The sequence below is a fragment of the Umezawaea sp. NPDC059074 genome, from assembly GCF_042738955.1.
Taxonomy (GTDB): domain Bacteria; phylum Actinomycetota; class Actinomycetes; order Mycobacteriales; family Pseudonocardiaceae; genus Umezawaea.
Genome location: NZ_JBHYHC010000015.1, coordinates 56,897 through 82,244 on the forward strand (window position 1 = coordinate 56,897; position 25,348 = coordinate 82,244).

The 25,348-nt window shown below is 72.3% G+C and carries 25 protein-coding genes; 13 read left to right on the forward strand and 12 right to left on the reverse strand.

Annotation, left to right across the window (positions count from 1 at the left end; all coding sequences use genetic code 11):
* Positions 1-49 precede the first annotated feature (49 nt).
* The 3 genes from ACFWW9_RS10355 (at position 50) to ACFWW9_RS10365 (ending at position 4,019) form a co-directional block, all read left to right on the forward strand.
* On the forward strand, positions 50-895 hold the full coding sequence (locus ACFWW9_RS10355; RefSeq protein WP_390374366.1) for an alpha/beta hydrolase family protein: 846 nt from the start codon (positions 50-52) through the stop codon (positions 893-895).
* Positions 896-1,052: 157 nt separating this feature from the next.
* A complete protein-coding gene (locus ACFWW9_RS10360; RefSeq protein WP_390374252.1) occupies positions 1,053-3,077 on the forward strand; it encodes a cellulose binding domain-containing protein in 2,025 nt (674 codons plus the stop codon).
* Positions 3,078-3,161: 84 nt separating this feature from the next.
* Positions 3,162-4,019: a DUF4082 domain-containing protein gene (locus ACFWW9_RS10365; protein WP_390374254.1), complete on the forward strand. Its 858-nt coding sequence runs from the start codon at positions 3,162-3,164 to the stop codon at positions 4,017-4,019.
* Here the strand turns inward: ACFWW9_RS10365 and ACFWW9_RS10370 are convergent.
* Positions 4,004-4,846 (reverse strand): SDR family NAD(P)-dependent oxidoreductase, encoded by an 843-nt coding sequence (locus ACFWW9_RS10370; RefSeq protein ID WP_390374255.1) that lies wholly within the window; start codon positions 4,844-4,846, stop codon positions 4,004-4,006. The genes ACFWW9_RS10365 and ACFWW9_RS10370 overlap by 16 nt on opposite strands.
* Positions 4,847-4,970: 124 nt before the next feature.
* Here ACFWW9_RS10370 and ACFWW9_RS10375 point away from each other — a divergent pair, with 124 nt between their 5' ends.
* Genes ACFWW9_RS10375 through ACFWW9_RS10385 form a run of 3 tightly spaced genes read left to right on the forward strand, consistent with a single transcriptional unit; the run spans position 4,971 to position 7,749 of the window.
* Positions 4,971-5,834, forward strand: a complete 864-nt coding sequence (locus ACFWW9_RS10375) for a helix-turn-helix transcriptional regulator (RefSeq protein ID WP_390374368.1) — start codon at positions 4,971-4,973, stop codon at positions 5,832-5,834.
* Positions 5,835-5,860: 26 nt separating this feature from the next.
* Positions 5,861-6,829: an aldo/keto reductase gene (locus ACFWW9_RS10380; protein WP_390374258.1), complete on the forward strand. Its 969-nt coding sequence runs from the start codon at positions 5,861-5,863 to the stop codon at positions 6,827-6,829.
* Positions 6,830-6,879: 50 nt separating this feature from the next.
* Positions 6,880-7,749, forward strand: coding sequence for an ATP-grasp domain-containing protein (locus tag ACFWW9_RS10385; protein ID WP_390374261.1), 870 nt, complete (start codon positions 6,880-6,882; stop codon positions 7,747-7,749).
* On the opposite strand, the gene ACFWW9_RS10390 is transcribed toward ACFWW9_RS10385, so the two are convergent.
* The gene (locus tag ACFWW9_RS10390; protein ID WP_390374264.1) at positions 7,716-8,294 is read right to left on the reverse strand and encodes a TIGR03086 family metal-binding protein; all 579 of its coding nucleotides are present in this window, start codon (positions 8,292-8,294) and stop codon (positions 7,716-7,718) included. The genes ACFWW9_RS10385 and ACFWW9_RS10390 overlap by 34 nt on opposite strands.
* 148 nt (positions 8,295-8,442) lie before the next feature.
* Between ACFWW9_RS10390 and ACFWW9_RS10395 the strand changes: the two genes are divergently transcribed.
* Entirely contained in the window at positions 8,443-9,294 is an 852-nt protein-coding gene (locus ACFWW9_RS10395) for an LLM class flavin-dependent oxidoreductase (protein WP_390374267.1), read from the forward strand.
* Between the two features lie 6 nt (positions 9,295-9,300).
* Here ACFWW9_RS10395 and ACFWW9_RS10400 read toward each other — a convergent pair whose 3' ends face one another.
* Both ACFWW9_RS10400 and ACFWW9_RS10405 read right to left on the reverse strand, forming a co-directional pair.
* On the reverse strand, positions 9,301-10,335 hold the full coding sequence (locus ACFWW9_RS10400) for an aldo/keto reductase (RefSeq protein ID WP_390374270.1): 1,035 nt from the start codon (positions 10,333-10,335) through the stop codon (positions 9,301-9,303).
* 88 nt (positions 10,336-10,423) lie between these two features.
* Positions 10,424-10,960: a DUF4240 domain-containing protein gene (locus ACFWW9_RS10405; protein ID WP_390374273.1), complete on the reverse strand. Its 537-nt coding sequence runs from the start codon at positions 10,958-10,960 to the stop codon at positions 10,424-10,426.
* Positions 10,961-11,020: 60 nt separating this feature from the next.
* On the opposite strand from ACFWW9_RS10405, the gene ACFWW9_RS10410 reads away from it, so the two are divergent.
* Entirely contained in the window at positions 11,021-11,524 is a 504-nt protein-coding gene (locus ACFWW9_RS10410) for a pyridoxamine 5'-phosphate oxidase family protein (protein WP_390374274.1), read from the forward strand.
* 7 nt (positions 11,525-11,531) lie between these two features.
* Here ACFWW9_RS10410 and ACFWW9_RS10415 read toward each other — a convergent pair whose 3' ends face one another.
* Together ACFWW9_RS10415 and ACFWW9_RS10420 are read right to left on the reverse strand one after the other, a co-directional pair.
* Positions 11,532-12,323 (reverse strand): MBL fold metallo-hydrolase, encoded by a 792-nt coding sequence (locus tag ACFWW9_RS10415; RefSeq protein WP_390374276.1) that lies wholly within the window; start codon positions 12,321-12,323, stop codon positions 11,532-11,534.
* Complete coding sequence (locus ACFWW9_RS10420; RefSeq protein WP_390374282.1) at positions 12,317-12,904, reverse strand: dihydrofolate reductase family protein; 588 nt, start codon at positions 12,902-12,904, stop codon at positions 12,317-12,319. Before ACFWW9_RS10420 ends, ACFWW9_RS10415 begins: the two co-directional genes overlap by 7 nt.
* A gap of 75 nt (positions 12,905-12,979) precedes the next feature.
* Here ACFWW9_RS10420 and ACFWW9_RS10425 point away from each other — a divergent pair, with 75 nt between their 5' ends.
* Positions 12,980-13,453 (forward strand): winged helix-turn-helix transcriptional regulator, encoded by a 474-nt coding sequence (locus ACFWW9_RS10425; protein WP_390374285.1) that lies wholly within the window; start codon positions 12,980-12,982, stop codon positions 13,451-13,453.
* A gap of 6 nt (positions 13,454-13,459) precedes the next feature.
* Here ACFWW9_RS10425 and ACFWW9_RS10430 read toward each other — a convergent pair whose 3' ends face one another.
* Together ACFWW9_RS10430 and ACFWW9_RS10435 are read right to left on the reverse strand one after the other, a co-directional pair.
* The gene (locus ACFWW9_RS10430; protein ID WP_390374287.1) at positions 13,460-14,119 is read right to left on the reverse strand and encodes a response regulator transcription factor; all 660 of its coding nucleotides are present in this window, start codon (positions 14,117-14,119) and stop codon (positions 13,460-13,462) included.
* Complete coding sequence (locus ACFWW9_RS10435; RefSeq protein ID WP_390374288.1) at positions 14,116-15,228, reverse strand: sensor histidine kinase; 1,113 nt, start codon at positions 15,226-15,228, stop codon at positions 14,116-14,118. Before ACFWW9_RS10435 ends, ACFWW9_RS10430 begins: the two co-directional genes overlap by 4 nt.
* An 88-nt stretch (positions 15,229-15,316) precedes the next feature.
* Here ACFWW9_RS10435 and ACFWW9_RS10440 point away from each other — a divergent pair, with 88 nt between their 5' ends.
* The 3 genes from ACFWW9_RS10440 (at position 15,317) to ACFWW9_RS10450 (ending at position 19,265) form a co-directional block, all read left to right on the forward strand.
* Positions 15,317-16,786 (forward strand): hypothetical protein, encoded by a 1,470-nt coding sequence (locus tag ACFWW9_RS10440; RefSeq protein WP_390374290.1) that lies wholly within the window; start codon positions 15,317-15,319, stop codon positions 16,784-16,786.
* A 4-nt stretch (positions 16,787-16,790) separates the two neighbouring features.
* The gene (locus ACFWW9_RS10445) at positions 16,791-17,702 is read left to right on the forward strand and encodes a S1 family peptidase (RefSeq protein WP_390374292.1); all 912 of its coding nucleotides are present in this window, start codon (positions 16,791-16,793) and stop codon (positions 17,700-17,702) included.
* A gap of 171 nt (positions 17,703-17,873) precedes the next feature.
* A complete protein-coding gene (locus ACFWW9_RS10450) occupies positions 17,874-19,265 on the forward strand; it encodes an FAD-dependent oxidoreductase (protein ID WP_390374294.1) in 1,392 nt (463 codons plus the stop codon).
* Between the two features lie 45 nt (positions 19,266-19,310).
* Here ACFWW9_RS10450 and ACFWW9_RS10455 read toward each other — a convergent pair whose 3' ends face one another.
* The 3 genes from ACFWW9_RS10455 to ACFWW9_RS10465 form a co-directional block, all read right to left on the reverse strand.
* Positions 19,311-20,060, reverse strand: a complete 750-nt coding sequence (locus ACFWW9_RS10455) for a dienelactone hydrolase family protein (RefSeq protein WP_390374296.1) — start codon at positions 20,058-20,060, stop codon at positions 19,311-19,313.
* An 80-nt stretch (positions 20,061-20,140) separates the two neighbouring features.
* Positions 20,141-22,408 (reverse strand): DPP IV N-terminal domain-containing protein, encoded by a 2,268-nt coding sequence (locus tag ACFWW9_RS10460; protein ID WP_390374298.1) that lies wholly within the window; start codon positions 22,406-22,408, stop codon positions 20,141-20,143.
* A 31-nt stretch (positions 22,409-22,439) separates the two neighbouring features.
* On the reverse strand, positions 22,440-23,105 hold the full coding sequence (locus ACFWW9_RS10465) for a DUF4097 family beta strand repeat-containing protein (protein ID WP_390374300.1): 666 nt from the start codon (positions 23,103-23,105) through the stop codon (positions 22,440-22,442).
* Between the two features lie 217 nt (positions 23,106-23,322).
* Here ACFWW9_RS10465 and ACFWW9_RS10470 point away from each other — a divergent pair, with 217 nt between their 5' ends.
* Entirely contained in the window at positions 23,323-24,054 is a 732-nt protein-coding gene (locus tag ACFWW9_RS10470; protein ID WP_390374302.1) for a helix-turn-helix domain-containing protein, read from the forward strand.
* Between the two features lie 48 nt (positions 24,055-24,102).
* Here ACFWW9_RS10470 and ACFWW9_RS10475 read toward each other — a convergent pair whose 3' ends face one another.
* Positions 24,103-25,185 (reverse strand): BMP family protein, encoded by a 1,083-nt coding sequence (locus tag ACFWW9_RS10475; protein ID WP_390374370.1) that lies wholly within the window; start codon positions 25,183-25,185, stop codon positions 24,103-24,105.
* Positions 25,186-25,348 lie beyond the last annotated feature (163 nt).

A 25,348-nucleotide genomic window follows, 5' to 3' on the forward strand; every position in this document is an offset into this window, starting at 1 on the left:
ACGATTCGGGGTGTACAACGACGTGCAGCTTCGCAGCGTTTTCACGACGGTGACCCTGACGGCGGCCCTCCTGGGCGCCGCCGTCACGGCCTCCCCTGCCAGTGCCGCGGAAAACCCCTACGAGCGCGGCCCCGCACCGACCAACTCCAGCATCGAGGCGTCCCGCGGCTCGTTCGCGACCTCGTCGACCTCGGTGTCGTCGTTGTCCGTCAGCGGTTTCGGCGGCGGCACGATCTACTACCCGACCAGCACCGCGTCGGGCACGTTCGGGGCCATCGCGGTCTCCCCCGGCTACACCGGGACCCAGTCGTCGATCTCGTGGCTGGGCCCGCGCATCGCCTCGCAGGGCTTCGTGGTGTTCACCATCGACACGATCACCACGCTCGACCAGCCCGACAGCCGGGCGACGCAGTTGTTGGCGGCGTTGGACTACCTGACCCAGCGCAGCACGGTCCGCACCCGGATCGACGCCACCCGGCTCGGCGTGATGGGTCACTCGATGGGCGGTGGCGGCACCCTGCGAGCGGCCGCGCAGCGCCCGTCGCTCCAGGCGGCGATCCCGTTGACCGGGTGGCACACCGACAAGACGTGGGGCGACGTCCGCGTGCCGACGCTGGTGGTCGGCGCGGACGGCGACACCATCGCGCCGGTGGCGTCGCACTCGTCGCCGTTCTACAACACCCTGCCGTCCACTTTGGACAAGGCGTACCTCGAGCTGCGGGGCGCGACGCACTTCACGCCGAACAGCTCGAACACGACGATCGCGAAGTACAGCATCTCGTGGCTGAAGCGCTTCATCGACAACGACACCCGCTACGAGCAGTTCCTCTGCCCGGCCCCGTCGCCGAGCCTGACGATCGCCGAGTACCGCGACACGTGCCCGCACTCCTCCTGAGCGCCGGGCCGTGACCGGAGCCCCGCCGCACACGCCCGCGGCGGGGCTCCGGTTTCGGCGTTTCCCAGGTCAGGTGCCGTCAACCCCTTGTTTTCCGTAGAGGTCTAGACCACACTTCCGAGCATTCTGGCCGCCGCCACGACCGGATCGAGGAAGAATGGGCAGACGCTCCTTGACGGCTCTGGGGACGGCGGTTGTCGTCGTGGCCGGGTTGTTGGTTTTCGCTGGTCCGGCTGGGGCCGCTGGGCCTTCCGCCGTGTTCCGGAAGGTGTCGGACTGGGGGTCCGGGTTTTCCGGGGAGTACACCGTGAAGAACACCGGGACCTCCACCGTGAGCGGGTGGAAGGTGGAATTCGATCTTCCTTCCGGCTCGGCCATCGGGAGTTCCTGGGACGCCACGATGACGCAGGCCGGCAGTCACTTCACGTTCGTCGACAAGGGGTGGAACGGGACGTTGGCGCCCGGTCAGACGGCGTCGTTCGGGTTCAACGGGACGCCCGGTGGGGCCAGTGCGGTGCCGTCGAACTGCAAGTTGAACGGCAAGGCGTGCGACGGCAGCACGCCGGACGACACCACCGCGCCCTCGGTGCCGCAGAACGCGCGGTCCACGGCGAAGACGGCGAACACGGTGTCGTTGGCGTGGAACGCCTCGACGGACAACGTGGGGGTCGCCTCCTACGAGGTGTACCGCGACGGGCTGCCCGCGACCACGGCGACCGGGTTGACGGCGACGGTGAGCGGGTTGTCGCCGGAGACGACGTACGTGTTCACCGTGCGGGCCAAGGACGCCGCCGGGAACTTGTCCGGCGCGAGCGCGGCGGTGTCGGTGAAGACCGACGCGGGTGGTCCGCCGCCCGCCGGGTGGCATCCGCCGTACCTGTCGGTCGGCACGGTCTACGAGCCGTTCGACGGGACCGACCGGTTCTTCGCCAAGGTGAAGCCGCGGTTCCCCGCGGGCTCGAACGTCGACTACGGGTACCTGTACCTCAACGGCGGCCAGCAGATCGCCGAGTGGAAGGGCCGCGCGGAGCGGTTGGCGGGCAAGAGCAAGGCGAACGGGCTGACGCCGGTGTTCGTCGTGTACGCCATGGGCGGCAACAGCGACTCGCCGAGCGTCATGTGGTCGAACCTCCAGAGCTCGAGCTACGTGAACCAGGTGTTCGGTGGTCTGAAGGAGATCGCGACCACGGCCACGAACATCATGGGGTCCGGGAACGTCGGCTACGTGCTGGAGCCGGACACGCTGGGCTACCTGCTCCAGCAGTACGCCGGCACCTACGGCAACGACCCGGAGCGGATGCCCGCCGCGACCAGCGGCGCCTACGACTCCGGCGCGCTCGTGCGCGGCGTGGACCCGGACTTCCCGAACACCCTCACCGGGTTCGTGAAGGCGATGAACTACGCGCTCAAGAAGCACACGCCGCACGCCTTCCTGGGCTGGCAGCTCAACCTGTGGGCGGCCTCCGGCGCGCCGGGCAACGGGATCGTGCACTCCACCGAGGCGTTCGGGTTCGAGGCGGGCAAGCAGCGGATCGTGGACAACGCCCGCGCGAACGCCACGTTCGCGTTGAAGGCGGGTGTCGGGTACGCGGCGGAGTTCGTGTCGATCGACAAGTACGGCCTCGACGCGATGTGCGCGGAGCCGAGCCTGGCGGGCGACCCGGCGCGGGCCACGTGGTTCTGGAACAACGACCTGTGGAACAACTACCTGCTGTTCGCCAAGACGTTGAAGCAGACGCTGTCGCTGCCGGTCGTGCTCTGGCAGGTGCCGGTGGGCCACATCAACGGCACCACCAGGACCAGTCCGACGGAGTACAACTCCTCCGGCCGGTTCCCGGTGCTGCCGAACACCATGCAGCAGTGCGAGGACTCCGCGTCGACGTTCTTCTTCGGCGACAGCTTCACCGCGTCCGGCGCGCGGCTGGAGTACTTCACCCGCAACGAGTGGCGCGACCCGAAGCTGACCGTCAGCGGTTCGACGGTGACGTGGGGGTCGCACTTCCAGGAGGCGGCGGCCGCAGGGGTCGTGTCGATCCTCATGGGCGCGGGTGTCGGCACCGCGACCCGCGGTGTCCCCCAGCCCGCCAACACCTCGGCCGTGCCGGTGGACGCGCCCACCGACGGCTACTACTGGATCACCCGTGTGCAGGAGTACTACGCCAGACCGGTACCGGTGAGCTGAGCGCGTAGCGGCCCGCAGCCGGTAGACGATCTCCCCGGTGGGGGCAGAACGGGTCTGTTCCCGTTCTGCCCCTAGGGAGTGCGCATGTCCTGGTTACCCAGGCTGGCCGCGGTGGTCGCGGCGGTCACGCTCGTCCTGTCCGGCACGACGCCCGCGTCGGCCGACGCGCCTCGGGCCGCGATCCAGACGCCGACCACCGGGGCGGCGGTGGAGGTCGGCGTTCCGGTCCTGTTCACCGGCAACGCGTGGAACGGCGAGGCAGGTGGGATCATCTCGGTCGAGCTGAGCGTGGACGGCGGTGGGACCTGGTTCGAGGTGGGCACCAGGGAGTCGTGGCGCTACGCCTACACCCCGACCGAGCCGGGGGTCCTGACGGTGGTGGCGCGGTCGTCGACGAACTCGGTGGTCGGTCCGCCGACCGTGGCGAGGACGCTGCACGTCGGCGTCGCCGGATCCCCTCCCCCGGTCTCCTGCAACGACTGCGGCTTCTGGCTGTCCGCGTTCACCTACCCCCACGACCCGGACACCGAGCCGGTCGAACTGGGCACGCGGGTGCGGTTCGACCGGCCGGGCCTGATCACGGCGGTGTCCGTGATCCGCGGCGACTACCAGGGCGCGATCACCGCGCGGGTGTGGTCGGGCGAAGGCGACCTGCTGGCCGAGCAGGCGAGCACGGCCACCGGGTTCAGCACGAAGGTCACGCTGCCGACCCCGGTCCCGGTGACGGCGGGCACCGACTACGTCGTCTCGTACTACACGCCCGCCGGCGGGTACGTGGGGTCGGAGGACTTCTTCACCGGGACCGTGGTGAACGCGCCGTTCATCGCACCGCACGACGGCGTGCACGGCGCGGGTGTCTACCACTACGGCGTCGACGGGGGCTTCCCCACCGACTCGTGGCACGACAGCAACTACTGGGTGACGCCCTACTTCCGCGGGTGATCCAGCGCCAGTGACAGGTCGCGGAAGGCGTCCACCTGCGCCCGCAGGTCGGCCGCCTTCCGCTCGGCCACGCCGACGGCGTCCGTTCCGGCGATGAACCGCAGCGGCGGCTTCTCCAGCGCGGCCACGGTCACCAGGGCGGCGGCGAGCTTGGCCGGGTCGCCGTCCTGCGCGCCGTGGAACGACCGCCACCACGCCACCGCCTCGGCGGTGCGGTCGGCGTAGTCGTCGACCGGGTGGTCGCCGTAGGTCGACGACTCCTCGCTGAGCAGCTCGGTGCGGAACGCGCCGGGCTCGACGAGGGTCGCGCCGATCCCGTAGGGGGCGATCTCCGGCGCGAGGGACTCCATCCAGCCCTCCAGGCCGAACTTGGCGGTGGCGTAGGCGGAGATGAACTCCATGCCCTGCAAGCCGGACGTGGAGCTGATCGTCATGACCAGGCCGGACCGCTGCGCGCGCAGCACGGGCAGCACGGCGCGGGTGACGGTGATCGGGCCGAGCAGGTTCGTGGCCAAGTGCCGTTCGAAGAGTTCGGGGCTGGTCTCCTCGAAGAACCCCAGTTGCGCGGCGGCGGCGTTGTTGACCAGGACGTCGATCCGGCCGAACCGGTCGACGGCGGCCCGCACGGCGGCGCGCGCCTCGTCCGCGCTGGTGATGTCGAGCCGGGTCACGAGCAGGTCGTCGGCGTCGCCGACCGCGCGGGCGACCCGGTCGGTGTCGCGGCCGGTGGCCACGACCGCGTGGCCCGCGGCGAGTGCGGCCCTGGCGACGTCCGCGCCCAAGCCGCGTCCGGCTCCGGTGATGAACCAGACCTTCTTGTCAGTCATGCCGTGCACGTCCTCGTGTCGTCGAGTGGGTGCGGTCCAGGCAACCGGGTCGGCGGTGGGCGCGGGAGGACCCGTTCTGACCGGTACCGGCAGAACCTCCCTCGTCCGGGCGGGCGGTCCTAGCCTGGACGGCGTGGACAACAGGGCCGACGTGCGCCAATTCCTCGCCAGCCGACGGGCCGCGATCACGCCGGAGCAGGCGGGGCTGTCGCTCTACGGCCGCAACCGGCGCGTCACGGGGTTGCGGCGCGAGGAGGTGGCGCTGCTGGCCGGGGTCAGCGTCGACTACTACACGCGGCTCGAACGCGGGAACCTGGCGGGCGTCTCGGAGAGCGTGCTGGACGGGCTGGCCCGCGCGTTGCGGCTGGACGAGGCCGAGCGCGAGCACCTGCACGACCTGGCCCGCGCGGTGAACACCACCGCTCGTGTCCGGCGGACGCGGCAGCGGGTGCGGCCCGCGGTGCGGCACCTGCTCGACGCGATGGCCGACGTGCCCGCGTTCGTGGTCACCGCGCGCCTGGACGTCGTCGCGGCCAACCGGCTCGCCCGTGCGCTGTACTCGTGGGGGCCGGACGACCCCGAGCCACCGAGGAACCTCGCCCGGTTCGCGTTCCTGGACTCGCGCGCGCTCGACTTCTACGTCGACTGGGGCGAGGTCGCGAACACGACCGTCGCGACGCTGCGCACGGCCGCGGGCCGCGACCCCTACGACCGGGACCTGTCGGACCTCGTCGGCGAGCTGTCCACGCGCAGCGACGAGTTCCGCGTCCGCTGGGCGGCGCACCAGGTGCGCCTGCACCACCACGGGGTCAAGGACTTCCACCACCCCGCCGTCGGCGACCTGAGCCTCGCGTTCGAGGTGCTGCCGCTGCCCGGCGACCCCGGCCTGAGCCTCACCACCTACAGCGCCGAGCCCGGCAGCGCGTCGCGCGACGCGCTGACCCTGCTGGCGACGTGGGCGGACGTCGGGACAAGTCCGTCGAGCTGACCGCGCCATCAACAGGAGGCGATGAAGTGGAGTACGCACGGCTGGGCGACACCGGTCTGAAGGTGAGCCGGATCGGGCTGGGCTGCATGAGCTACGGCGACCCGGCCGCCGGAATGCACGGGTGGACCCTCGATGAGGACGGCGCGGCCCCGTTCTTCCGGCAGGCCGTCGAACTCGGTGTCACGTTCTGGGACACCGCCAACGTCTACCAGGGCGGCACCTCGGAAGAACTGGTCGGGCGGGCGATCACCACGTTCTCCCGCCGCGAGGACGTCGTGCTCGCCACCAAGGTCAGCGGGAAGGTGCACGACGGCCCCGGCGGCAGCGGCCTGTCCCGCACGGCGATCCTCGAACAGGTCGACGCCTCCCTGCGACGGCTGGGCACCGACCACATCGACGTCTACTACGTGCACCGCTTCGACCCCGAGACACCCGTCGCGGAAACCATGGCCACCCTGGACGGCCTGGTCAGGGCGGGCAAGGTCCGCTACCTCGGCGCGTCGTCGATGTGGGCCTGGCAGTTCGCCAAGATGCAGCACGTCGCCGTGGTGAACGGGTGGACGGCGTTCTCGGCGATGCAGGACCAGTACAACGTGCTCAAGCGGGAGGAAGAGCGGGAGATGATCCCGATGTGCCTCGACCAGGGCGTCGGCCTGACCCCGTACTCGCCGCTGGCCAAGGGCAGGGCGGCGCGACCGTGGGGCGAGCGGACCGCACGGTCGTCGTCGGACACCGTCGCCAAGACCTTCGACCGCGACGTCGACGAACACGTCGTGAACGCCCTCCAGGAGGTCGCCGATGCCCGTGGCGTCCCCATGGCCCAGGTCGCCCTCGCCTGGCTGTTGTCCAAGCCGGTCGTGTCCTGCCCGATCGTGGGCGCCACGAAGCCCAACCACCTGGCGGACGCCGTCGCGGCCTTGGACCTCACGCTCACCGCGGGCGAGATCGCCGCGCTGGAGGAGCCTTACGCGCCCCAGGACAACTACTGGTGGTGATGCACGACAACTCGGTCGAGCCGGCGGCGTCGAACGGCTAGTTTCGGGCGATGCTGCTGCTCGTGCCCGCCGATCCCCTGCGCCCCGCCCGTCCCGACGAGCACTTCGCGGGTGAGGCCCGTGCCGCGCGGGACGCCGGAGTGGCTGTGGCGGTGGTCGACCACGACGTGCTCGCGCGCGGTGGGGACGTGGACCGGGCCGTTGCCAAGGTTCCGGCGGACGATGACGCGGTGTACCGCGGGTGGATGTTGCGGTCCGAGCACTACGCGGGGTTCGCCGAGGCGTTGGCCCGGCGCGGGGTCGCGGTGCGGACCGATGCCGAGCGGTATCGGCGGGCGCACGAGTTGCCCGGTTGGTACGAGGCGTTGGCGGGTGTGACGCCGGAGTCGGTGTGGACCGTCGGAGCCGAGCGGACGGAGTTCGATACGGCCCGGTTGGCGCTCGGTGCGGGGGCGGCGGTGTTGCGCGACTACACGAAGTCGATGAAGCACCACTGGCACGAGGCCGCGCTGGTGCCGGACCTCGCCGACGCCGAGGCGGCGTGGGCGGTGGCGAGCCGGTTCCTGGAACTGCGCGACGACGAGTTCGCCGGCGGGTTCATGTTGCGTCGGTTCGAACGCTTCACGTCCGCCGAGGTCCGCACGTGGTGGGTGGACGGGCGGTGCGAGCTGGTCGGCCCCCACCCCGACACCCCGCACGACGTGGTCGGCGACCCGGACCTGAGCGCGGTGGCGCCGCTGGTCGCGGGTCTGGGGTTGCCGTTCGTGACGGTGGACCTGGTGGAGCGGTCGGACGGGGTGTGGCGGGTCGTGGAGCTGGGTGACGGGCAGGTCAGCGACCTGCCGCGCACCACGGCTCCGGTGAGGCTGGTCGAGGCCCTGCTCGGTCACGGCGTCCAGTGCGGGTCGCGGCCGGTGTAGCCGATCACGCGGTCGAGCTGCGGGGCGTCCTCGGGGACCGCGACTGGAGGACCGAAGGGGCCGCTGGGGTCGCCGTTGGGCTGCGGGGTGACCAGGGCGTGCACGACGTCGAGCGAGCGCTGGTCGCAGGTGAACGGCTGGCCGGTGGCGCGGGCCAGGTCCCAGGCGTGGATGACCAGTTCGTCGAGGCCGAAGCGGCCCATGACGGCGGCGGGGAGGTCGACGCCGCCCGCCTGCGTGGTGCCCTCCCACGCGTCGGGCTTGGCCCACGCCTCGGCCAGCGCCTCCAGGCGCGCGGGGACGCGGGTGCGCCAGTCCGGGCCGAGGTTCGCGGCGCCGGGCTCCGGGGCACCCCTGGTGACCTCGCCGAAGTCCTTCGTGGCGGCGGCGGTGAACGCCAGGGCGAAGTTGTCGATGTGGTCGATCAGGTCGCCGACGGTGAAGTCCTCGCACGGGGTGCGGGCGGGGAACTGGTCGTCGGTGACGCCCGCCAGCAGCTGCGTCAGGTGCCGGGCGGCGGGCGTGAGGTCGATCAGGTCGGTCATGTCGTGGCTCTCCTTCGTCGGGGTCCCACGGGGTAGACCGCCGCGGCGGGCGGAAGTCATCGGCCGGGAGTGGATCACGGGTGGACGGGTCGGTGTTGGTACCTTGGAATGGCCACGTTGATACATCATCCAAAGGAGACGCCAGCACATGAAGATCGGCATCGGGCTGCCCAACCAGGTTCGCGACGTCCGCCCGGAGATCCTCCCGGCCTACGCGGCGAAGGCCGAGGAGGCCGGGTTCTCGACCCTCGCCACGGTGGGCCGCATCGCCTACCCCGGCGTGATGGACACCGTCGCACTGGCCGCCGCCGCGGGTGCGACGAAGAGCATCGGCCTGATCAGCACCATCATGCTCGCCACGGTATGGCCGCCCACGCTGCTGGCCAAGGAGGTCGCGGGCATCGACGGCGTCTCGGGCGGCAGGCTCACGCTCGGCGTCGGGATCGGCATCCGCGAGGACGACTTCGTCGTCGACGGCGTGGGCCCGCGCGGTCGTGGCAATCGCATGGACCACGACCTTGAGGTCTACCGCGAGGTGTGGACCGGCAAGAACGTCGGCGGCGACGAGAACCCCGGCGTCCCGGCGGGCACGCGCGAGGTGCCGATGCTGTTCGGCGGCATGGCTCCCGCGTCGTTCGCCCGGATGGCCAAGTGGGGCCAGGGGTACATCGCCGGATCCGTGCCCGCAGCGATGGTCGCGCCCACCTTCGAGGCCTCCCGTGCGGCGTGGCAGGAGGCGGGTCGTGAGGGCTCGCCGCGCCTGGTCGCCATCGCCTACTTCGCGCTGGGCGACGCCGATCGCGGCCGCGCCAACGTGCACAACTACTACGAGGTGAGCGGCGAGTTCGCCGACCTGGTGTCGGCCAACGTCGGCGGCACGCCCGAGGCCGTGCGGACGCTCGTCGCGCAGTTCGAGGAGATCGGCGCGGACGAGTTCATCCTCAACCCCACGACCGACGACCTCGACGACGTCGCGCGGCTGGCCGACATCGTCCTCTAGCCGGTCTCAGGCCGCGGGGGCGATGCCGATCGTGGCCGAGACGCGCCGGAGTTCGGCGTCGTCCGAGACGCCCTGGAAGTCGTGGCGCGGCGTGTACGGGGCTTCCAGGGCGCGGACCTCGGCGTCGGTCAGCTCGACGTCGAGCGAGGCGACGGCGTCCTCGATGTGCTCCGGCCTGCTCGCGCCGACCAGCGGGGCGGTGACGACGGGGTTGCGGCGCAGCCACGCGAGCGCGATCTGCGCGCGGCTGACGCCGCGGTCCTCGGCGATCGCGGCCACGGCGTCGATGATGGCCCGGTCGCTGACCTGCTGGGTGTAGAGCATGTCGGCGAACGGGTCGCTGCCCGACCGGCCGGTCGTCTCGTCGGCGCGGCGGGCGAGGCGGCCGCGGGCGAGCGGGCTCCACACGACGGTGCCGACGCCCTCGTCCGCGCACAGCGGCAGCATCTCCCGCTCCTCCTCGCGCGCCAGCAGGTTGTAGTGGTCCTGCATGGACACGAACCTGGCCCAGCCGTGGGCGCGTTGCAGGTGCAGGACCTTGGCGAACTCCCAGGCGTGCATGGAGGACGCGCCGAGGTAGCGGACCTTGCCGGACTTCACCACGTCGTGCAGCGCCTCGAGGGTCTCCTCCAGCGGGGTCGCGTTGTCCAGGCGGTGGATCTGGTAGAGGTCGACGTGATCGACGCCCAGCCTGCGCAGGCTGTGGTCGATCTCGGTGAAGACGGCCTTGCGGGACAGGCCCGCGCCGTTGGGGCCGGACCGCATGGGGTGGCGCAGCTTGGTGGCGATGACGACGTCGTCGCGGTTCGCGTAGTCCTTGAGGGCGCGGCCGAGGATCTCCTCGCTGGAGCCCTGCGAGTACATGTTGGCGGTGTCGAAGAAGTTGATCCCCGCCTCGACCGCCTGCCTGATCAGCGGGCGGGACCGCTCCTCGTCCAGCGACCAGACCGGGTGGCCCCTGGTGGGGTCGCCGTAGGTCATGCAGCCGAGTGCGATCGGCGAGACGTCGAGGCCGGTGGCCCCGAGCTTGGTGTAGCGCATGGCGGTGCTCCTCCTGTCCGATAGCGGAGACCTCTCCGCTACTTCGGAACGTTAGTGGAGACCTCTCCGGTACGCAAACGCCTGTCGCTCAGCTCACGTAGAGGGCCGCCAGCCGGGGAAGGCGCCGGGCCATCTCGGCCTCGTCGTCGAAGTCGAAGCCCCAGTCCGGGTCGAGGTCGGGGTAGCGGATGGTGCCCGCGCCGCGCGGCAACTGCTCGCCGGTGGCCTTGATGTGCGCGTTCCAGGCGATGCCGAGCACGTCCTCCCCCTCCATCTCGTCGCCGTCCGGCGCGGCGGCGACGATCTGCGGCAGGTCCGCCAGCGCGTCCGGATCGGCGACGACCCGCTCGAACACCTCCCGCCCCTGGGCGATGAGCCAGCCGCGGAAGTAGTCGAAGCCGTCGTCGGAGCAGCCGCCGTTGACGAGGTAGGCGGCGGCCCAGAGCGGGTTGCGGTAGGAGTCGGCCATCAGGTCCCAGAAGACCTGCTGGGCGGCGACGATCTCCGCGGCGGGCAGGGCCGCGAGCAGCGTGCTCGCCTGGTCGGCGACGGCCTCGACGTCCGTCGGGTCGGGTACTCCGGTGCGGGCGTCGGCGATCAGCGTCCAGAAGCGTTCGGTGTCCATGCCCGAGAGGATGCCGGCGGGGTACGACAAAACCGGGAGGCCGGACCCTAGGCTGCCCGCATGGTGACCCCCGACGAGCCGCACGAGGTCCTCGCCGAGCACGCCCGCGCCCTGCTGGACGGGAACCGCTACCTGACCCTGGGCACGGTGTCCGCGGGCGGCGAGCCGTGGGTGACCCCGGTCTACTTCTCCCCGCGGTCCGGCTGGGAGTTCCTGTGGGTGTCGGAGGTCGACGCCGAGCACTCGCGGAACCTGGCGGCCCGCCCCGGCGTGAGCCTCGTGGTCTTCGACTCGACCGTTCCCGCCTACCACGGCCGCGCGGTGTACGCCGTGGGCGAGGCCCGCGAGGTGCCGCCGGACGCGCTCGACGACGTCCTGCCCGACTTCCCCGGCCCACCCGGCCGCGGCGGCAACGCGCTCACGCGCGACGACCTGGTCGGCGGATCACCGTGGCGCCTCTACCGGGCCACGGCGTCCGACCTGTGGGTGCTGTGCCCCCGCGAACCGCGCCAGGGCTGCGCCCTGCACGGCATCGACCGGGACCACCGGGCCCGCGTGCTCTGACGCGGGACTAGCCGCGCTCGGCGAGGCGGCGAACTTGCCCGGCGTGCACGTCGGACACCCACTCCCAGCCGGGCTCGGCCGACGGGCCGATCCGCGGGTCGACGGGCTCACGGCCGTCGCGCAGGGCGTGCACGTACGCCCGGTCGCGCTCGATCCGTTGGCGCAGCTGGTCGGCTCCACCTACGGACCCGTGTCCGGGGACGACGACCTCGACCTCGTCGGCCACGTCCTCGATCAGCGTCAACGCGGCGAGGTAGTCCTCGATCGGGTCGGCGGCGGTCGGGTCGAGCATCGGCACCAGGACGTCGGACAGCAGGTCGCCCGCGACGAGGACCCCGCCGTCGCGGATCAGCAGCGCCGCGTGGCCGGGGGCGTGCGCGCGGTGCTCGACGACGGTGATGTCCGGGCCGTCCCAAGGGAAACGCGCCGCCTCGGCGGGCAGACCGGTGACGAGGCCGAGCAGGTCGAGCGGGACGTCGTCGGGGATGCCGAACCGGCGGGCGTCGATGCCGCCCGCCAGCCGCTCCCGAACGGTCTCCGCGCAGCTGGCGGTGGCGTACCGGGGCGCGTCGCCGAGCGCGGTGTGCCACAGCAGGTGGTCCCAGTGCGGGTGCGTCGAGAAGCCCGCCACGACGGTGTGGCCCGACTCGGCCAGGTCGCCCGCGAGGCACACCAGTTCGGCCTCGTGCACGCCCGCGTCGACGAGCAGGACACCGGCGGCGCCCTGGACGACCACGGCGTTGCTCCGGCAGAACTCGCTCTGGTGGACCGAGATCCCCTTCGCCACCTCGGTCAGCACGGGGTCACGTCCCGGAGGGCGTAGTGGTGCATGGTGACTCCTTGCTCGAACGACCGCTGCTCCAGCAGGTCGAGGTCGATCGGTCGGTCGTAGTCGTCGAACAGCGGCCTGCCGAAGCCGAGGACCGAGGGGTGGGTGAACAGCAGCAGCTCGTCGAGCAGCCCGGCCCGCAGGAGTTGCGTGGCGAGCGTCGCCCCGCCGACCCCGATGGCGCCGTCGGTCTCGGCGCGGAGCGCGGCCAGCTGCTCGATCGCGTCGTGCCCGCCGATCACGCGGGTGTCGTGGTCGGCCGTCTGCCGGGTGCGGGAGACGAGGACCTTGGGCGCGGACGTCCAGATCTCGCCGTACTCGCGCAGGACCTCCGGCAGCGACGCGTCCGTGCGCGCCCGCGGCCAGTACTCCTCCATGGTCTCGTACATGACCCGGCCCTGGACCATCACGGCGAGCTGTCGCGCCCTCGCGTTGAACTCGCGGTGCAGCTCCTCGCCGATGCGCAGCCACTCGCCCGCGCCGTTGTCGCCCGGCACCTGCTCGATCCGCAGGTCGAGGGACACGTTCATCCAGTAGACGAAGCGGCCCATCCTCACTCCTCTTCCCAGAGTGGTTGCGATTTGCAACCACTATAGTGAGGGCGGAAACCCTGTCAAGGAGGAGTCGTGGAACCACGGTCCGGGTGCCCGATCAGCGCCGCCGTCGAGGTGCTCGGGGACCGCTGGTCGCTGCTCGTGCTGCGCGACGTCGTCTTCGCCGACCGCCGGTACTTCCGCGCGCTGCTCACCGGGTCGAGCGAGGGCATCGCCACGAACATCCTCGCCGACCGGCTCGTGCGGCTCGTGGAGGCGGGCATCCTCACGCGCGGCACCGCGGCGCGCGGGCAGCGCGCCCGCTACAGCCTCACCGAGGCGGGCATCCGCACGGTCCCGGTCCTCTGCGCCCTCGGCGACTGGGGCCTCGACTGGCGGCCCGACAGCACCGAACTCCGTGCCAGGCACGAACTCCTGCGCGACGGAGGTCCGGCGTTCGTCGAGGAGCTGATGGACGAACTCCGCGTGCACCACCTCGACGCGCCGCCGAAACCGCGTGACGGCCCGAGCCCGCTGGAGCGCCTGCGCGCCGCCGACCAGCCGTGACGGGTCCTACTCGGCGATGCGGTAGCCGACACCCGCGGTGGTGGTGATGATCGGCGGGCCTCCGAGCTTGCGGCGCAAGCGGCCGATCGTGACGGTCACGGTGTTGGTGAACGGGTCGGCGTGCTCGTCCCAGACCCGTTCCAGCAGGGCCTCCGCGCTCAGGTGCGCCGGGGCGGCGTGCAGCAGCGCCTCGAGGACCGCGAACTCCTTCACGGACAGGTCGAGCGGGACGCCGTCGCGGGTGACCGTGCGGCGCACCGGGTCCAGCTCCACGCCCGCCGCGCGGAGCGTTCGGGGCCGGGCGGCGGGGCGGCGGCGGGCCAGCGCGTGCACCCGCAGGACGAGTTCGGGGAAGTGGAAGGGCTTGGCGAGGTAGTCGTCCGCGCCGAGGGTGAGGCCGCTGACGCGGTCCCCCGGCGAACCCGCGGCGGTGAGCATGAGGACCATCGGGCGGTCGGTCCGCTCGGTCACCATGCGGCACAGCACGTCCCCGTGGATGCCCGGCAGGTCGCGGTCCAGCACGACGACGTCGTACGGGTTCAGGTCCAGCTTGGCCGCGGCGGTGAAGCCGTCGTGCGCGAGGTCGACGGCCATCCCCTGGTCCCGCAAGCCTTCCGCCACGACGGCGGCGAGCGTCCGCGCGTCCTCGACGACCAGGATCCTCATGACGTCGACGGCAGGGACAGGGTGACGCGCAGGCCGCCTTCGGGACGGGCGTGCAGGTCCAGCCGCCCGCCGTGCGCACCCGCGATGGCGGCGACGATCGACAGGCCCAGTCCGGTGCCGGTGTCGGAGCCGGTGCGGTCGGCGGCGAGCCTGCGGAACGGCTGCGCGAGCCCGGCCACGTGGTCCTGGTCCAGGACGTCCCCGCCGGTCTCCACGACCAGGCGCGGCTCGTCGCCCGCGGTGACGCGGATCCAACCGCCCTGCTGGTTGTGCACGACGGCGTTGTCGATCACGTTCTCCACCATGCGGGTCAGCAGCGCCGGACTCCCGACCGTCCACGCCCGGCCCGTCACGGCGCTGTCGTCGACCGTGATCCCCTTGTCCGCCAACACTTCCGCACGAGCGCCGAGAGCTTCGGAGACCACTGCGGCCAGGGAGACCTCGACGCGGTCGGCGAGGACGCCGTGCTGCGCGCGGGCCAGGACCAGCAGACCCTCCAGGAGGTCGTCGACACGGTCCAGCTCGGGGCGGAGGCGGTCCGCGAGGGCGACGGTCTGGGTCTCCGCCGAGGGTTTGGCCACGGCCACGTCCAGGGACGCCCGCATCGTGGCCAGGGGCGTGCGCAGCTCGTGGGAGGTGTTCGCGATGAACCGGCGCTGGGCGGAGAAGGAGGTCTCCAGGCGTTCCAACAGGCCGTCGATGGTGTCGGCGAGGTCCTTGACCTCGTCGTCCGGGCCGGGCGCCGCCAGGCGTTCGTGCAGGTTCTCGGCGGTGATGCGGCGGGTGGCCGCGGTGATCGTCCGCAACGGCCGCAGCACGCGCCCCGCGACCGCCTTGCCCATCACCACGGACAGCACCGCCATCACGACGAGGGCGATCAGCGCGCTCACCACGAGTTGCCGGGTCCGGGCCGCGTCCGCGCCGTCGAGCTGCTCCTGGAGACCGGGAACCACTTCCGGGCGCGGCAGCCCGACGGGGGCGACGTGGCTGACCTCCGTGCCCGCGAACAGGAACGTGAGGGCCAGCAGCCCCGCGCCCGAGGCGAGGAACAGCACGGCGTACAACGCAGTGAAGCGCGCCCGCACCCGCAGGCGTCGTTGCTCGTCCATGCGGCCCAGGATGCCGTGCGGGACCTAACAGGGGCATGACGACGGCGGTTCGGCCGCTGTCACCGCCGCCGCCGTAGAACTCCCGGCCATGCACAGAGCCTGGACCGAGTTCCGCACCCGCGGCCGGATCGTCGCCGTCGTCGTCGCCGCGCTGCTCACCGTCCTACCGGGACTGCTGCTCGCCGTCGCCGACCGGTCGACGTGCAGCGCGGGCACCGTCGAGATCCCCTGCCCCGCCGACCCGATCGGACCCGACGGGACGGCCGTGAGGGACCAGTTCACCTTCGCGCACCGGCCGTTGGGGCGCGAAGGGAGTGTCACGGTCCGGCTGACGTCGCTGACCGGGATCATCACCTACCCGCCGCCGGACCACGATGAGATCGTGCCCGGCCTCGTGCCGTGGGCGAAGGCGGGACTGGTCCTCAAGGACGGCACCCGGCCGGGGTCCGCCTACGCGGCGCTCGTGCTGACCGCGGAGCACGGCGTGCGGATGCAGCACGACTTCGTCCACGACACCGCGGGCAGCCCCGAACGCCTGACCGGGCCGCGCTGGCTGCGCCTGACCCGGTCCGGCGACCGGGTCACCGGGGACGAGTCGACCGACGGCGTCCGGTGGACGACCGTCGCCACCGTCGACCTGCCGGAACTGCCCGAGACGGTGCTGGTCGGGCTCGCCGTCACGTCGCCGGGCAACCTCACGCTGGTGCCGACCGGGCTCGGGGCGAGCGCGGGGCAGGACCGCTTCACCCAGGCCACGGCCGTGTTCGACAGCGCCTCGGTCGACGGCGTTCCCGTGAGCGGGTGGACGGAGGCGCTGATCGGCGAGTCGGGCGCGACCGACTGGGAGAAGTTCCACCAGGCTCCGGGGGTCGTCGAGGCGGACGGCACGGTCACCGTGACCGGGTCGGGCGACATCGGGCCCGCGTCCGGGCCGGGCGGTCACACCCCGGCGGGGCTGCTCGTCGGGCTGGTCGCGGGGCTGCTGGTGCTGGCCGTCGTGGCGGCGCGGTTCGCGGCCGGGGGTGACCTCCGGGCACGGGCGAGGGTGGTCGGCGCGGTGTCGTTCGTCGTCGGCCTGGTCGCGGCGGCGGTGGTGGTGCCGGTCGGCTCGGCGGTCCTGCGGGCGAACGGCGGTGTCGTCCTGCCGGTCCCGTGGCCGGTCGTGCTGCGGGTCGTCGTCGGGGTCGGTGTGGTGGCCGCCGCCACCGCGGTCCTCGCGTTCGCGGCCGCCGTGCTGCTGCGGCGGGCCTGGGCGGCGGTGCTGGTCGTCGTCGCGGTGCTGCCGGCGCCGTACTCGGTCGCCGTCGTGCCGCTGCTGCCCGACGAGGTGGCGCGCTGGCTGCTGCGCGTGACGCCCGCCGCGGGGTTCGCCGTGGAGCAGACCGTGGAGGAGTTCCCGCAGGTCGTAGGCCACTACGCGCCATCGACGGGGTACTTCCCGCTGCCGTGGTGGGCGGGGTTGCTGGTGCTGTGCGGCTACGCCGCGGCGGCGTTCGGCCTGGCATTTCGCCGCCATTCGGCGGTCACTTCAACCGACTTGGCCGCCCAGCCGTATTAGGGGAGTGAGTACGAGTTCGCGAAGACGCCCGGCGCTGCGGTTCGGGACGGTGGCGCTCGCCATGGCGCTGGGGGCCGGAGCCGCTTTCGCGTCCGTCGCCCTGCCCCAACTGCGGGCGGTCGTGCAGGCCGAACGGGTCGAGACGCCCGGTCACGGGCTGGTCGGCGGCGACGGCGCCGGGGTCCCCACCCCTCCGCCGAGCGCGAAGCCGACCACCACGACTCCCCCGCCCCCGCCGCCGGTGAGCGCCGTGCTGCCGTTCAACGCGAAGCTGGCGTCGGTGGACATCCCGCAGGTCGGCGGCGGGGTGCGGCGAGGCGGGTGCAGCGGGTCGCTGATCGCCCCGGAGTGGATCGTCACGGCGGGCCACTGCTTCCACGACCTGAACGACGGCCGCGTGAGCGGCGTGCCGCCGTACACGATGACGGTGACCATCGGGAAGCTGAAGGACAGCGACCCCGGCGGCCGGACCGCGAAGGTCGTGGACGTGCGCCAGTCCCCGGTCAACGACCTCGCGCTCGCCAGGCTCAGCGTCCCGGTGACCGACGTGGCGCCGCTGCGGCTGGCCGACACCCCGCCGCCGATCGGACAGCGGCTCCAGTTCGCCGGGTGGGGGTCGCTCTCGGCCACCGACATCGTGCCGTCCGACCACCTCAAGCGGGGCGCGTTCACCGTGTCCACGATCTCGCCGACCACGCTGGAGGCGCTGCCGGTGGTCCCCCGCACCGTGGAGAACAGCCCGTGCCCGGAGGACTCGGGGTCGCCGTTCTTCGTGTCGAGGGACGACCGCGGCGGGATGCTGGTGGCCATCGTCAGCACCGGTCCCGCGTGCCCGCAGCCGGGCGCGGAGATCGTGTCGCGGGTGGACGTGCAGGCCGACTGGATCCGCCAGCAGACGGGGATCCCCGCGGTGTAGTCGGCGACTTCTCGCCGTCCTCGGGGACACGGGCCGACCCGGTCCCGTTCGCGCCGCTCCGTGGCGATAACCTGCTTCGGCTGCGGGACCACGTGGGGCCGTTCCGTTGCGGTGCAACGAAAGCGGCGTGGTCCCGCCGCGGACCGCACCGTCTTCCGGAAGGCACTCACCATGGCTGTTTCCCCAGCCGCCCTCTTCGCCGCGCTCGCCACCCCGTCCCGGACCACCAGCCCCTCGGTCGTGCTCGGCCGGGCGGTCGTCGTCGGCGGCAGCGTCGCGGGGCTGCTGGCGGCGCGCGCGCTCGCCGACCGCGCGGAGTCCGTGCTGGTCGTCGACACCGACGGGCCGGACACGGGCGACCGGCCGCGCCACGGCGTGCCGCAGGGCTCCCAGATCCACGCGCTGCTGCCCGGCGGCCTGGCCCAGCTGGAGCGGTGGTTCCCCGGTTTCACCGAGGAGGCGGTCGCCGCGGGCGCGTACCTCGCGCCCGTCGAGTCGCGGGACATCTACGTGGACGGCGTGCTCAAGGTCGTCGGGTCCACCGCGGCGATGCTCAACGGCAGCAGGCCGTTCCTGGAGGCGCGGATCCGCGAGCGGGTGCTGGCGCTGCCGAACGTCAAGACGATCTCCGCGCGCGTCACCGACCTGGTCCTCGACGGCGACGCCGTCACCGGGGTCCACTGCGAGTCCGAGGGGACGTCGGCGGTCGAGCACGCCGACCTCGTGGTCGACGCCATGGGCAGGTCCAGCAGGCTGTCCGAGTGGCTGGAGCGGTCCGGGTGGGACCGCCCGCCGCTGCGCCGGATGACCGTCGACCTCAACTACGCCACGGCGTTCCTGCGCCGCGAGGAGGGCGACCCCGACCGCTCGATCATCCTGGCCCTCAACTCCCCCGCCAACTCCGCGGAGGCGTCCGGGGCGATGGTCTGCCGGGTCGAGGACGACCTGTGGATGCTGATGATGGCGGGGTACCGCGACGCCAAGCCGGGCCGCACGCCGGAGGACGCCGTGCGCGTGGCCAGGGACGTGTTCCCGGCGGACCTGGCGGCCGTGGCGGACAACGAGGTCGTGGGCGAGATCCGCACCTACCGGCACGCCGACAGCAGGCGGCGGGACTTCCACCTGGTGGACCGCCTGCCCGCACGGCTCGTCGCGGTCGGCGACGCGGTGGCGTCCTTCAACCCCGTGTACGGGCAGGGCATGTCGTCGGCCACGCTGCACGCGGCGTGCCTCGCCGAGTGGCTGGGCTCCGCGCCGGACCTGTCCCGGCCCGCGAAGGAGTTCTTCGCGCTGCAGAAGGTCGTCGTGGACGCCGCGTGGGACATCTCCACCGGGGCCGACCTGGCGCTGCCGCACGTGGACGGCCCCTACCCGCGGGCCTACCCGATCGTGCGGTGGGCGCAGGACCAGATCTCCGAGGCCTCGGTGCACGACTCCGTGATCGGCCGCCGGTTCGACAACGTGACGCACATGGTCGACCACCCGAGTTCGCTGGCGAAGCCGGGCACGTTGGCGCGGGCGGTCGCGGTCAACCTGCGGCACCGGCTGCGGTCGAAGCGCTGACGGCCCGCCACCCCGTCCGGTCGGCGACCGGACGGGGTGGTGCTCTCAGGCGCTGGTCAGCGTGCGGGCGAGGAGCGGCAGCAGGCGGTCCCAGTGCAGTTGCAGCGCGGCGGGGTTGAACGCCTCGGTGTCGGCCATCGTGAACCCGTGGACGGTGTCCGGGTAGGTCTCGATGACGTGGTCGACCCCCGCCTTGGCCAACGCCTCGTCGAGGTCGGTGATCGCCTCCGGCGACAGGTCGCCCACGGCCAGGCCGAGGTGGACCTCGGCGGTGAGCGTGGAGACGAGCCGGTGCGGGCTGTCGGGCGCGTCGGTGACCAGCGCACCGGGGTGGAAGCCCGCGACGGCGGCCACCCGATCGGGGTGCGCGGCCGCGGTGCGCATCGCCAGCACCGCGCCCATGCAGTAGCCGGTCGTGGCCACCGGTCCGGCGGCCACCTCGGGCTGGGCGGTGAGGAAGTCGAGGTAGGCGGCGGCGTCGCGCAGGACCAGATCGGGCGTGAGGCTCTTGACCAGCGGCATCAGCTTGCCGAACAGCGCGGGCCGGTCGTCCGCGCCGATGTGCTCCGGCAGCTCGACCACCGGGGTCGGCCCGTGTCGGTAGTAGACATTCGGGACGAGCACGTAGTAACCGTGCTCGGCCAAGTCCTGGGCCATCTTCTCCAACACGGGCCGCAGGCCGAAGGCGTCCATGTACAGGAGCACCCCCGGATGCCGTCCCCCGCCGTCGGGGAAGGCGGCGAACGCGTCGGCCTGGCCGTCCGGCGTGGGGATCAGCAGCGTCTTGGTGGGCATGGGCGAATGTTCCTTCCTCGGGCCTGGTGGCGGTTCCAGCCTCCACCAGGCCCGAGGTCGACCGGGAATCACCCCCGTGTTCAGGCGAACATCTCCGCCAGCAGCTCGGCGCCGACGGGGATCGGCGCGGGGCGGTAGGCCGGGGGCTCCGCGCCCATCAGCTCGCGCACCAGGAAGTCCCAGCAGCGCTTGCGGACGTAGGACAGGCAGTCGATGAACGTGTGCTCCGCGCCCGGCACGAGCAGCAGCTCGAAGTCCTTGTCGGCGGCGACGAGGCGGTCGGCCAGCCGCAGCGTGTGCTGCGGGTGGACCTGGTCGTCCATCTCGCCGTGGACGAGGAGGAGCTTGCCCTCCAGCCTGTCCGCGATGTCCACAGTGGATGCGCGTGCCCACGCCTCGGGGTCGTCCGCGCCGTCGTAGGCCTCCACGAAACCGGGGTTGAAGAAGCGGGGGTCGTGCGAGCCGGAGAGGGCGACGCCGACCCGGTACAGCTCGGGGAGGTCCAGCAGCGCCCGCACGGTGGCGAACCCGCCGCCGGAGTGGCCGAACGCGCCCACCCGGTCCAGGTCCAGCCACGGCCGGGTCTCCGCGAGCTGCCGCAGGGCGGCGGCGTGGTCGGCCAAGGTCCCCGCGTCGGCGAGGTGGCCGAACGAGGCGTCGTGGAAGGCCTTGCTCCGGCCCGGCGTGCCGCGGCCGTCGAGCGCCACGACCACGAAACCCAGTGCCGCCAAAGGCTCCGCGTCCAGGCCCATGCCGCCGGGGTCGAAGCTCGGGGCGACCCGGTTCACCTGCGGGCCGGGGTAGAGGGTGTCCACGACCGGGTAGCGCCGGGCGGGGTCGAAGCCCCGCGGCCGGTACAGCACCCCGTAGAGGTCCGTCACGCCGTCGGCCGCCTTGACCCGGAACCGCTCCGGCGGCGTCCACCCGGTGGCGACGAGCCCGGTGACGTCGGCGCGCTCCAGCTCGACCAGCACCCGGCCGGACCAGTCGCGGACGGTCGTGACCGGAGGCGTGTCCACAGTGGACGCGGAGTCCAGGAAGCAGCGCCCGTCTGGGGAAACGGTGACGACGTGGTCGAGGTCGTCGTCGGTGAGCCGGGCGAAACCGGTGCCGTCCAGGCCGACGCGGCACACCGTGCGCCGGTACGGGTCCTCGGGCACCAGGCCGGAGGCGGTGAAGTACACGGCGTCGTCGACGCGCAGGATCTGCCGCACCGCCCACGACCCGGACGTGACCTGGTTCAGCAGCTCCCCCGTGCGCAGGTCGTAGCGGTACAGGTGGCCCCAGCCGTCGCGCTGGGAGTACCACAGCACCTCGTCGGCCGACACGTGCACGATCGGCGGCTCGAAGGCCCACTGGTTGGGCTCCACGCGAGTGGGGCCGGTCTCGCTCAGGACGGTGGCGACCTCTCCGGTGACGGGGTCGAGCCTGCGCAGGGCGAGCGTGTGCAGGTCGCGGGTGCGGTCGAGGTAGTAGACCGCGGAGCCGTCCGGTGCCCACCACGCCCACTTGGCCGTGATCGGCGAGAGCTGCGGCATGAGCAGCGGGTCGGACTTGGCGCGCACGACCGTGCCCTCGACGACGTCGAGCACGACCAGTTCGGCCAGCGGCAGGTGCTCGTCACCGGCGTAGGCGTACCGCTGGGTGTGCGTCACGGGAGCGCCGCCGTCGGCGGGCCTGGCCTGCACGAGGTGGGTGAGCCGGACGGCGCGCTCGTCGGTGCGGTGCGCCAGCACCTTCGTGGAGTCGGGCGACCACGCCACCGCGGGCGGCAGGTGGGGCAGGCCGAACTTGCGCAGCAGCACGCCGTTGCCGGTGCTCGCCGGGCCGGGGCCGTACGCGTGGTCGGGGCCGCCGTCGGTGGTCAACGGCCACTCGCGGCCGTCCGACAGCGACCGCGCCCACAGGTCGTGTCCCCGTTGCGAGACGGCGACCTTGCCGTCGGGCGACGGCACGTCCAGGGGGTTGCCCGGCGGCGTGAACTCGGCCCGCTCGCAGGTGTAGTCGTCGAGGCGGCAGCGCCAGTACTCGCCGAAGGCCACGAACTCCACGGCGTCGCCGACCCGTTCGACGGCCGTGAACGGCAGCGCCTCGGGGTCGACCGGGTGGCCGGCGGCGGTGGCCAGCGCGGCGGCGAGCCGGGCGTGGTCGAACTCGGGCCCACGGGTGCCCGCGTCCGGGTCGACCAGGACGAACCGCCTGCCCGCGCCGGTGCTCACGGAGTAGCGGAACCGGGAGCCCCCGTCGATCCACCGCGGCCGGACCTTGTCGCCGACCACCAGTTCGCCGGGGCTGGCCGGTCGGCGGAGGAGGAGTTCGGCTGCCCGGTAGTCCTCGGTCGTGCTCATCGTCGTCTTTCCCTTCCCCAGTGGTGGTTTCTCAGAGGCTGCGGGCGTCGATGTCGCCGTGGGCGGTCGTCGCGTGGATGGTCAGGTCGGCGGTGCCGGTGGTGTTCTTGAGGGCGTTGTGGATGCGGCCACGGGTGGTGCCCGCGTCCAGCGACGCGGAGACCCCGACGGCCGCGCCGACCGTGACGTCACCGGCCTGGGTGCTCAGCACGACCGCGCCGCGCACGGCCTCGGTGACGCGGATGTCGCCCTGGGCGGTGCTGATCTCACCCGGACCGGTGAGGCGGCCGACCGTGACGTCGCCGGCGAGGGTGGTGAGGTGGACGCCGGAGGCCTCGTCGAGCTTGATCACGCCGTGCGAGCTGTCCAGGGTGACCTCGCCGAGCCTGCCGACGCCGCGGAACTCGGCGCTGGCGGCCTTGGCCTCCACGTGGGAGCCCGCGGGCAGCTGGACGGTGACCTCGATGGAGCCGGAGTTGCCGAGGACCTGGTTCTTGGCCGTGGCCGCGATCCGCAGGACGCCGTCGGCGAAGTCGACCGTGGTCTGCTCTGCGACCTTCACGTCGCGGCGCTTGGAGGCGTCCGAGGGGAGGACCTCGACCGCGGTGTCGGAGCGGTCGGCGGCGATGAAGTGGACGCGGCCCGCGGGGATGTCGAGGACGGCGGAGATGGGGGCGGGGGTGGCGAAGGTGCGCATGGTGTTCAGCTCCTGTGCTCGTTGTTTCTGATAGTGGAAACGCTACGTTGCGTTCGCGGATCAGGCAACAAGTTCGTTGCACAACAAGTCTGTTTTCGCAGTTCAAAGCTATCAAATCATTGCAATGGGTCTGATTTGAATGCAACAACGGCGGCCTGTTCGTTGCAATGATTCAGCGGTGAACGCTATGCTCGCGGCAACCAGAGGAGGGATCGCGATGCCGGGAGGCAGACTCACCCAGCAGGAGCGCCAGCAGATCGCGCTGGGCCTGGCCGACGGCCTCTCCTACGCGGAGATCGCGAGGCGGCTCGACCGGCCCACGTCGACGATCACCCGCGAGGTGACGCGCAACGGCGGCTTCACCGGCTACCGCGCGGACCTGGCCCACCGCGCCACCGAGCACCGCGCGCACCGGCGCGGGCAGGCCGCGCCCAAGGGGCAGGCTCCCCCGCAGCCCCACGGCCGGGACGCGGACGCCGTGCGCGAGTACGAGGAGACGTTCACGACGCTGCTCATGGGATCGGGCCTGCCCAAGATGATGGCCCGCGTGCTGACCAGCCTCTACACGTCCGACGACGGCACGCTCACCGCGGCCGAACTGGTCTCGCGGCTCCAGGTCAGCACGGCGTCCGTGTCCAAGGCGGTCTCGTTCCTGGAGAGCCAGGGCTTGATCCGCCGGGAACGCGACGACCGCCGCCGCGAGCGCTACGTCGTCGACGACGACGTCTGGTACCAGTCGATGATCGCCACGGTCCGCGCGAACGCCCGCCTCGCCGCGACCGCGCGCCAGGGCGTCCACGTCCTGGGCTCCGGCACCCCCGCCGCCGTCCGCCTGGAGAACATCGCCCGCTTCGTGGACTTCGTCGGCGAGGGCATCACCCGCGCGGCGGAACAGGCCCGCGAGATCCTGTACGACAAGGGAACCCCGCCCGACCGCGAGGCACCGTGACCGACGTCGGCGTGCCGGAGACCGGCACGCCGACGCGCCCGACATAACCTACGGCCGGTCGGCGACCTTGATCTTGCCCTCCACGATCTGGGCCCGGTAGCCCTCCAGGACGCCCTGCAACTCCGCGTTGATCCGGCCGCCCGACGTGGCGTAGCCGACGCCGTTCACCTTGAGGTCGAAGACCTTCGGCAACGAGGCAAGGTCGTTCTTCGCGGCGGCGCGGAAGAAGTCGTACACGGCGACGTCGACGCGCTTCAGGCTCGACGCGGCGATGACGTCCCTGGTGCCCGCGAGCGTCGGCTGGTTGTACTGGTCGGCGTCGCAGCCGATCGCCAGCACGCCCGCCTGCTTCACCGCGGCGAACACGCCGATGCCGGACGCGCCCGCGGCGGGGTACACGACGTCCGCGCCCTGGTCGATCAGGCCCTTCGCGATCTCCTGGCCCTTGGCGGGGTCCTGGAAACCGGTGAAGTCGCCCGCGGGGGTGATGTACTTCTTCTCCACCTGGATCTTCGGCGCGGCGGTCTTGGCGCCCTGCACGTAACCCGCCTCGAACTTCTGGATCAGCGGGATGTCCACGCCGCCGACGAAGCCGACGTGGCACTTCTTGCTCTGGTACGCGGCGACGACGCCCGCCAGGAACGCCCCCTCCTGCTCGGCGAACACCAGCGGCGTCACGTTCGCCGCGCCCTCCACCGCCGAGTCCACCAGGCCGAACCGGACGTTCGGGAACTCCGGCGCGACGACCTTCAACGCCTCGGTGTAGGCGAAGCCGACGCCGACGATGGGGTTGAAGCCGTCGGACGCGAGCGTGCGCAACCGGCCCTGCTTGAGCGACTCGTCCTCGTTGGGGGCGGCGGACAGCTCGCGGGTGTTGTCCTTCGCCACCCCCATGTCCTTGATCGCCTGGTCGAACCCGGCGGCGGCGAGGTCGTTGAACGACGCGTCGCCCCGGCCGCCGATGTCGTAGGCGAGCCCGATCTTCAACGCGCTGCCGTCGACCTTGTCGCCTGCGACGGCGCTGGTGGTCGAGGCGGCGGGCGCGCTGGGCGGTGTCGCGAACTCGCACGCCCCACCGCTCGCGGTGGTGGTCCCGCCTCCCGAGTCCTTCGCACAGGCGCTCACCACCATGAGTCCTGCCAACGTGATCGCGGCCACAGCGGTGCCACGCGAACGACGACGCACGGTTCGTCTCCTCCCTGCTCACCCGAGCAGACCCTGCCCCCACCGACGTACCAGGGCGTCAGCGACGGACCGTACCTCCCGCGTTCGGGAGGCTCCACCGGCGGTGGAG

What these genes read in the sequence shown, in the direction of transcription:
- ACFWW9_RS10360 (WP_390374252.1), top strand. Translation starts at nt 1,053, where the DNA reads ATGGGCAGACGCTCCTTGACGGCTCTGGGGACGGCGGTTGTCGTCGTG.
- ACFWW9_RS10365 (WP_390374254.1), top strand. Translation starts at nt 3,162, where the DNA reads ATGTCCTGGTTACCCAGGCTGGCCGCGGTGGTCGCGGCGGTCACGCTC.
- ACFWW9_RS10370 (WP_390374255.1), bottom strand. Translation starts at nt 4,846, where the DNA reads ATGACTGACAAGAAGGTCTGGTTCATCACCGGAGCCGGACGCGGCTTG.
- ACFWW9_RS10385 (WP_390374261.1), top strand. Translation starts at nt 6,880, where the DNA reads ATGCTGCTGCTCGTGCCCGCCGATCCCCTGCGCCCCGCCCGTCCCGAC.
- ACFWW9_RS10390 (WP_390374264.1), bottom strand. Translation starts at nt 8,294, where the DNA reads ATGACCGACCTGATCGACCTCACGCCCGCCGCCCGGCACCTGACGCAG.
- ACFWW9_RS10395 (WP_390374267.1), top strand. Translation starts at nt 8,443, where the DNA reads ATGAAGATCGGCATCGGGCTGCCCAACCAGGTTCGCGACGTCCGCCCG.
- ACFWW9_RS10400 (WP_390374270.1), bottom strand. Translation starts at nt 10,335, where the DNA reads ATGCGCTACACCAAGCTCGGGGCCACCGGCCTCGACGTCTCGCCGATC.
- ACFWW9_RS10405 (WP_390374273.1), bottom strand. Translation starts at nt 10,960, where the DNA reads ATGGACACCGAACGCTTCTGGACGCTGATCGCCGACGCCCGCACCGGA.
- ACFWW9_RS10410 (WP_390374274.1), top strand. Translation starts at nt 11,021, where the DNA reads ATGGTGACCCCCGACGAGCCGCACGAGGTCCTCGCCGAGCACGCCCGC.
- ACFWW9_RS10420 (WP_390374282.1), bottom strand. Translation starts at nt 12,904, where the DNA reads ATGGGCCGCTTCGTCTACTGGATGAACGTGTCCCTCGACCTGCGGATC.
- ACFWW9_RS10430 (WP_390374287.1), bottom strand. Translation starts at nt 14,119, where the DNA reads ATGAGGATCCTGGTCGTCGAGGACGCGCGGACGCTCGCCGCCGTCGTG.
- ACFWW9_RS10435 (WP_390374288.1), bottom strand. Translation starts at nt 15,228, where the DNA reads ATGGACGAGCAACGACGCCTGCGGGTGCGGGCGCGCTTCACTGCGTTG.
- ACFWW9_RS10440 (WP_390374290.1), top strand. Translation starts at nt 15,317, where the DNA reads ATGCACAGAGCCTGGACCGAGTTCCGCACCCGCGGCCGGATCGTCGCC.
- ACFWW9_RS10450 (WP_390374294.1), top strand. Translation starts at nt 17,874, where the DNA reads ATGGCTGTTTCCCCAGCCGCCCTCTTCGCCGCGCTCGCCACCCCGTCC.
- ACFWW9_RS10455 (WP_390374296.1), bottom strand. Translation starts at nt 20,060, where the DNA reads ATGCCCACCAAGACGCTGCTGATCCCCACGCCGGACGGCCAGGCCGAC.
- ACFWW9_RS10460 (WP_390374298.1), bottom strand. Translation starts at nt 22,408, where the DNA reads ATGAGCACGACCGAGGACTACCGGGCAGCCGAACTCCTCCTCCGCCGA.
- ACFWW9_RS10465 (WP_390374300.1), bottom strand. Translation starts at nt 23,105, where the DNA reads ATGCGCACCTTCGCCACCCCCGCCCCCATCTCCGCCGTCCTCGACATC.
- ACFWW9_RS10470 (WP_390374302.1), top strand. Translation starts at nt 23,323, where the DNA reads ATGCCGGGAGGCAGACTCACCCAGCAGGAGCGCCAGCAGATCGCGCTG.
- ACFWW9_RS10475 (WP_390374370.1), bottom strand. Translation starts at nt 25,185, where the DNA reads ATGGTGGTGAGCGCCTGTGCGAAGGACTCGGGAGGCGGGACCACCACC.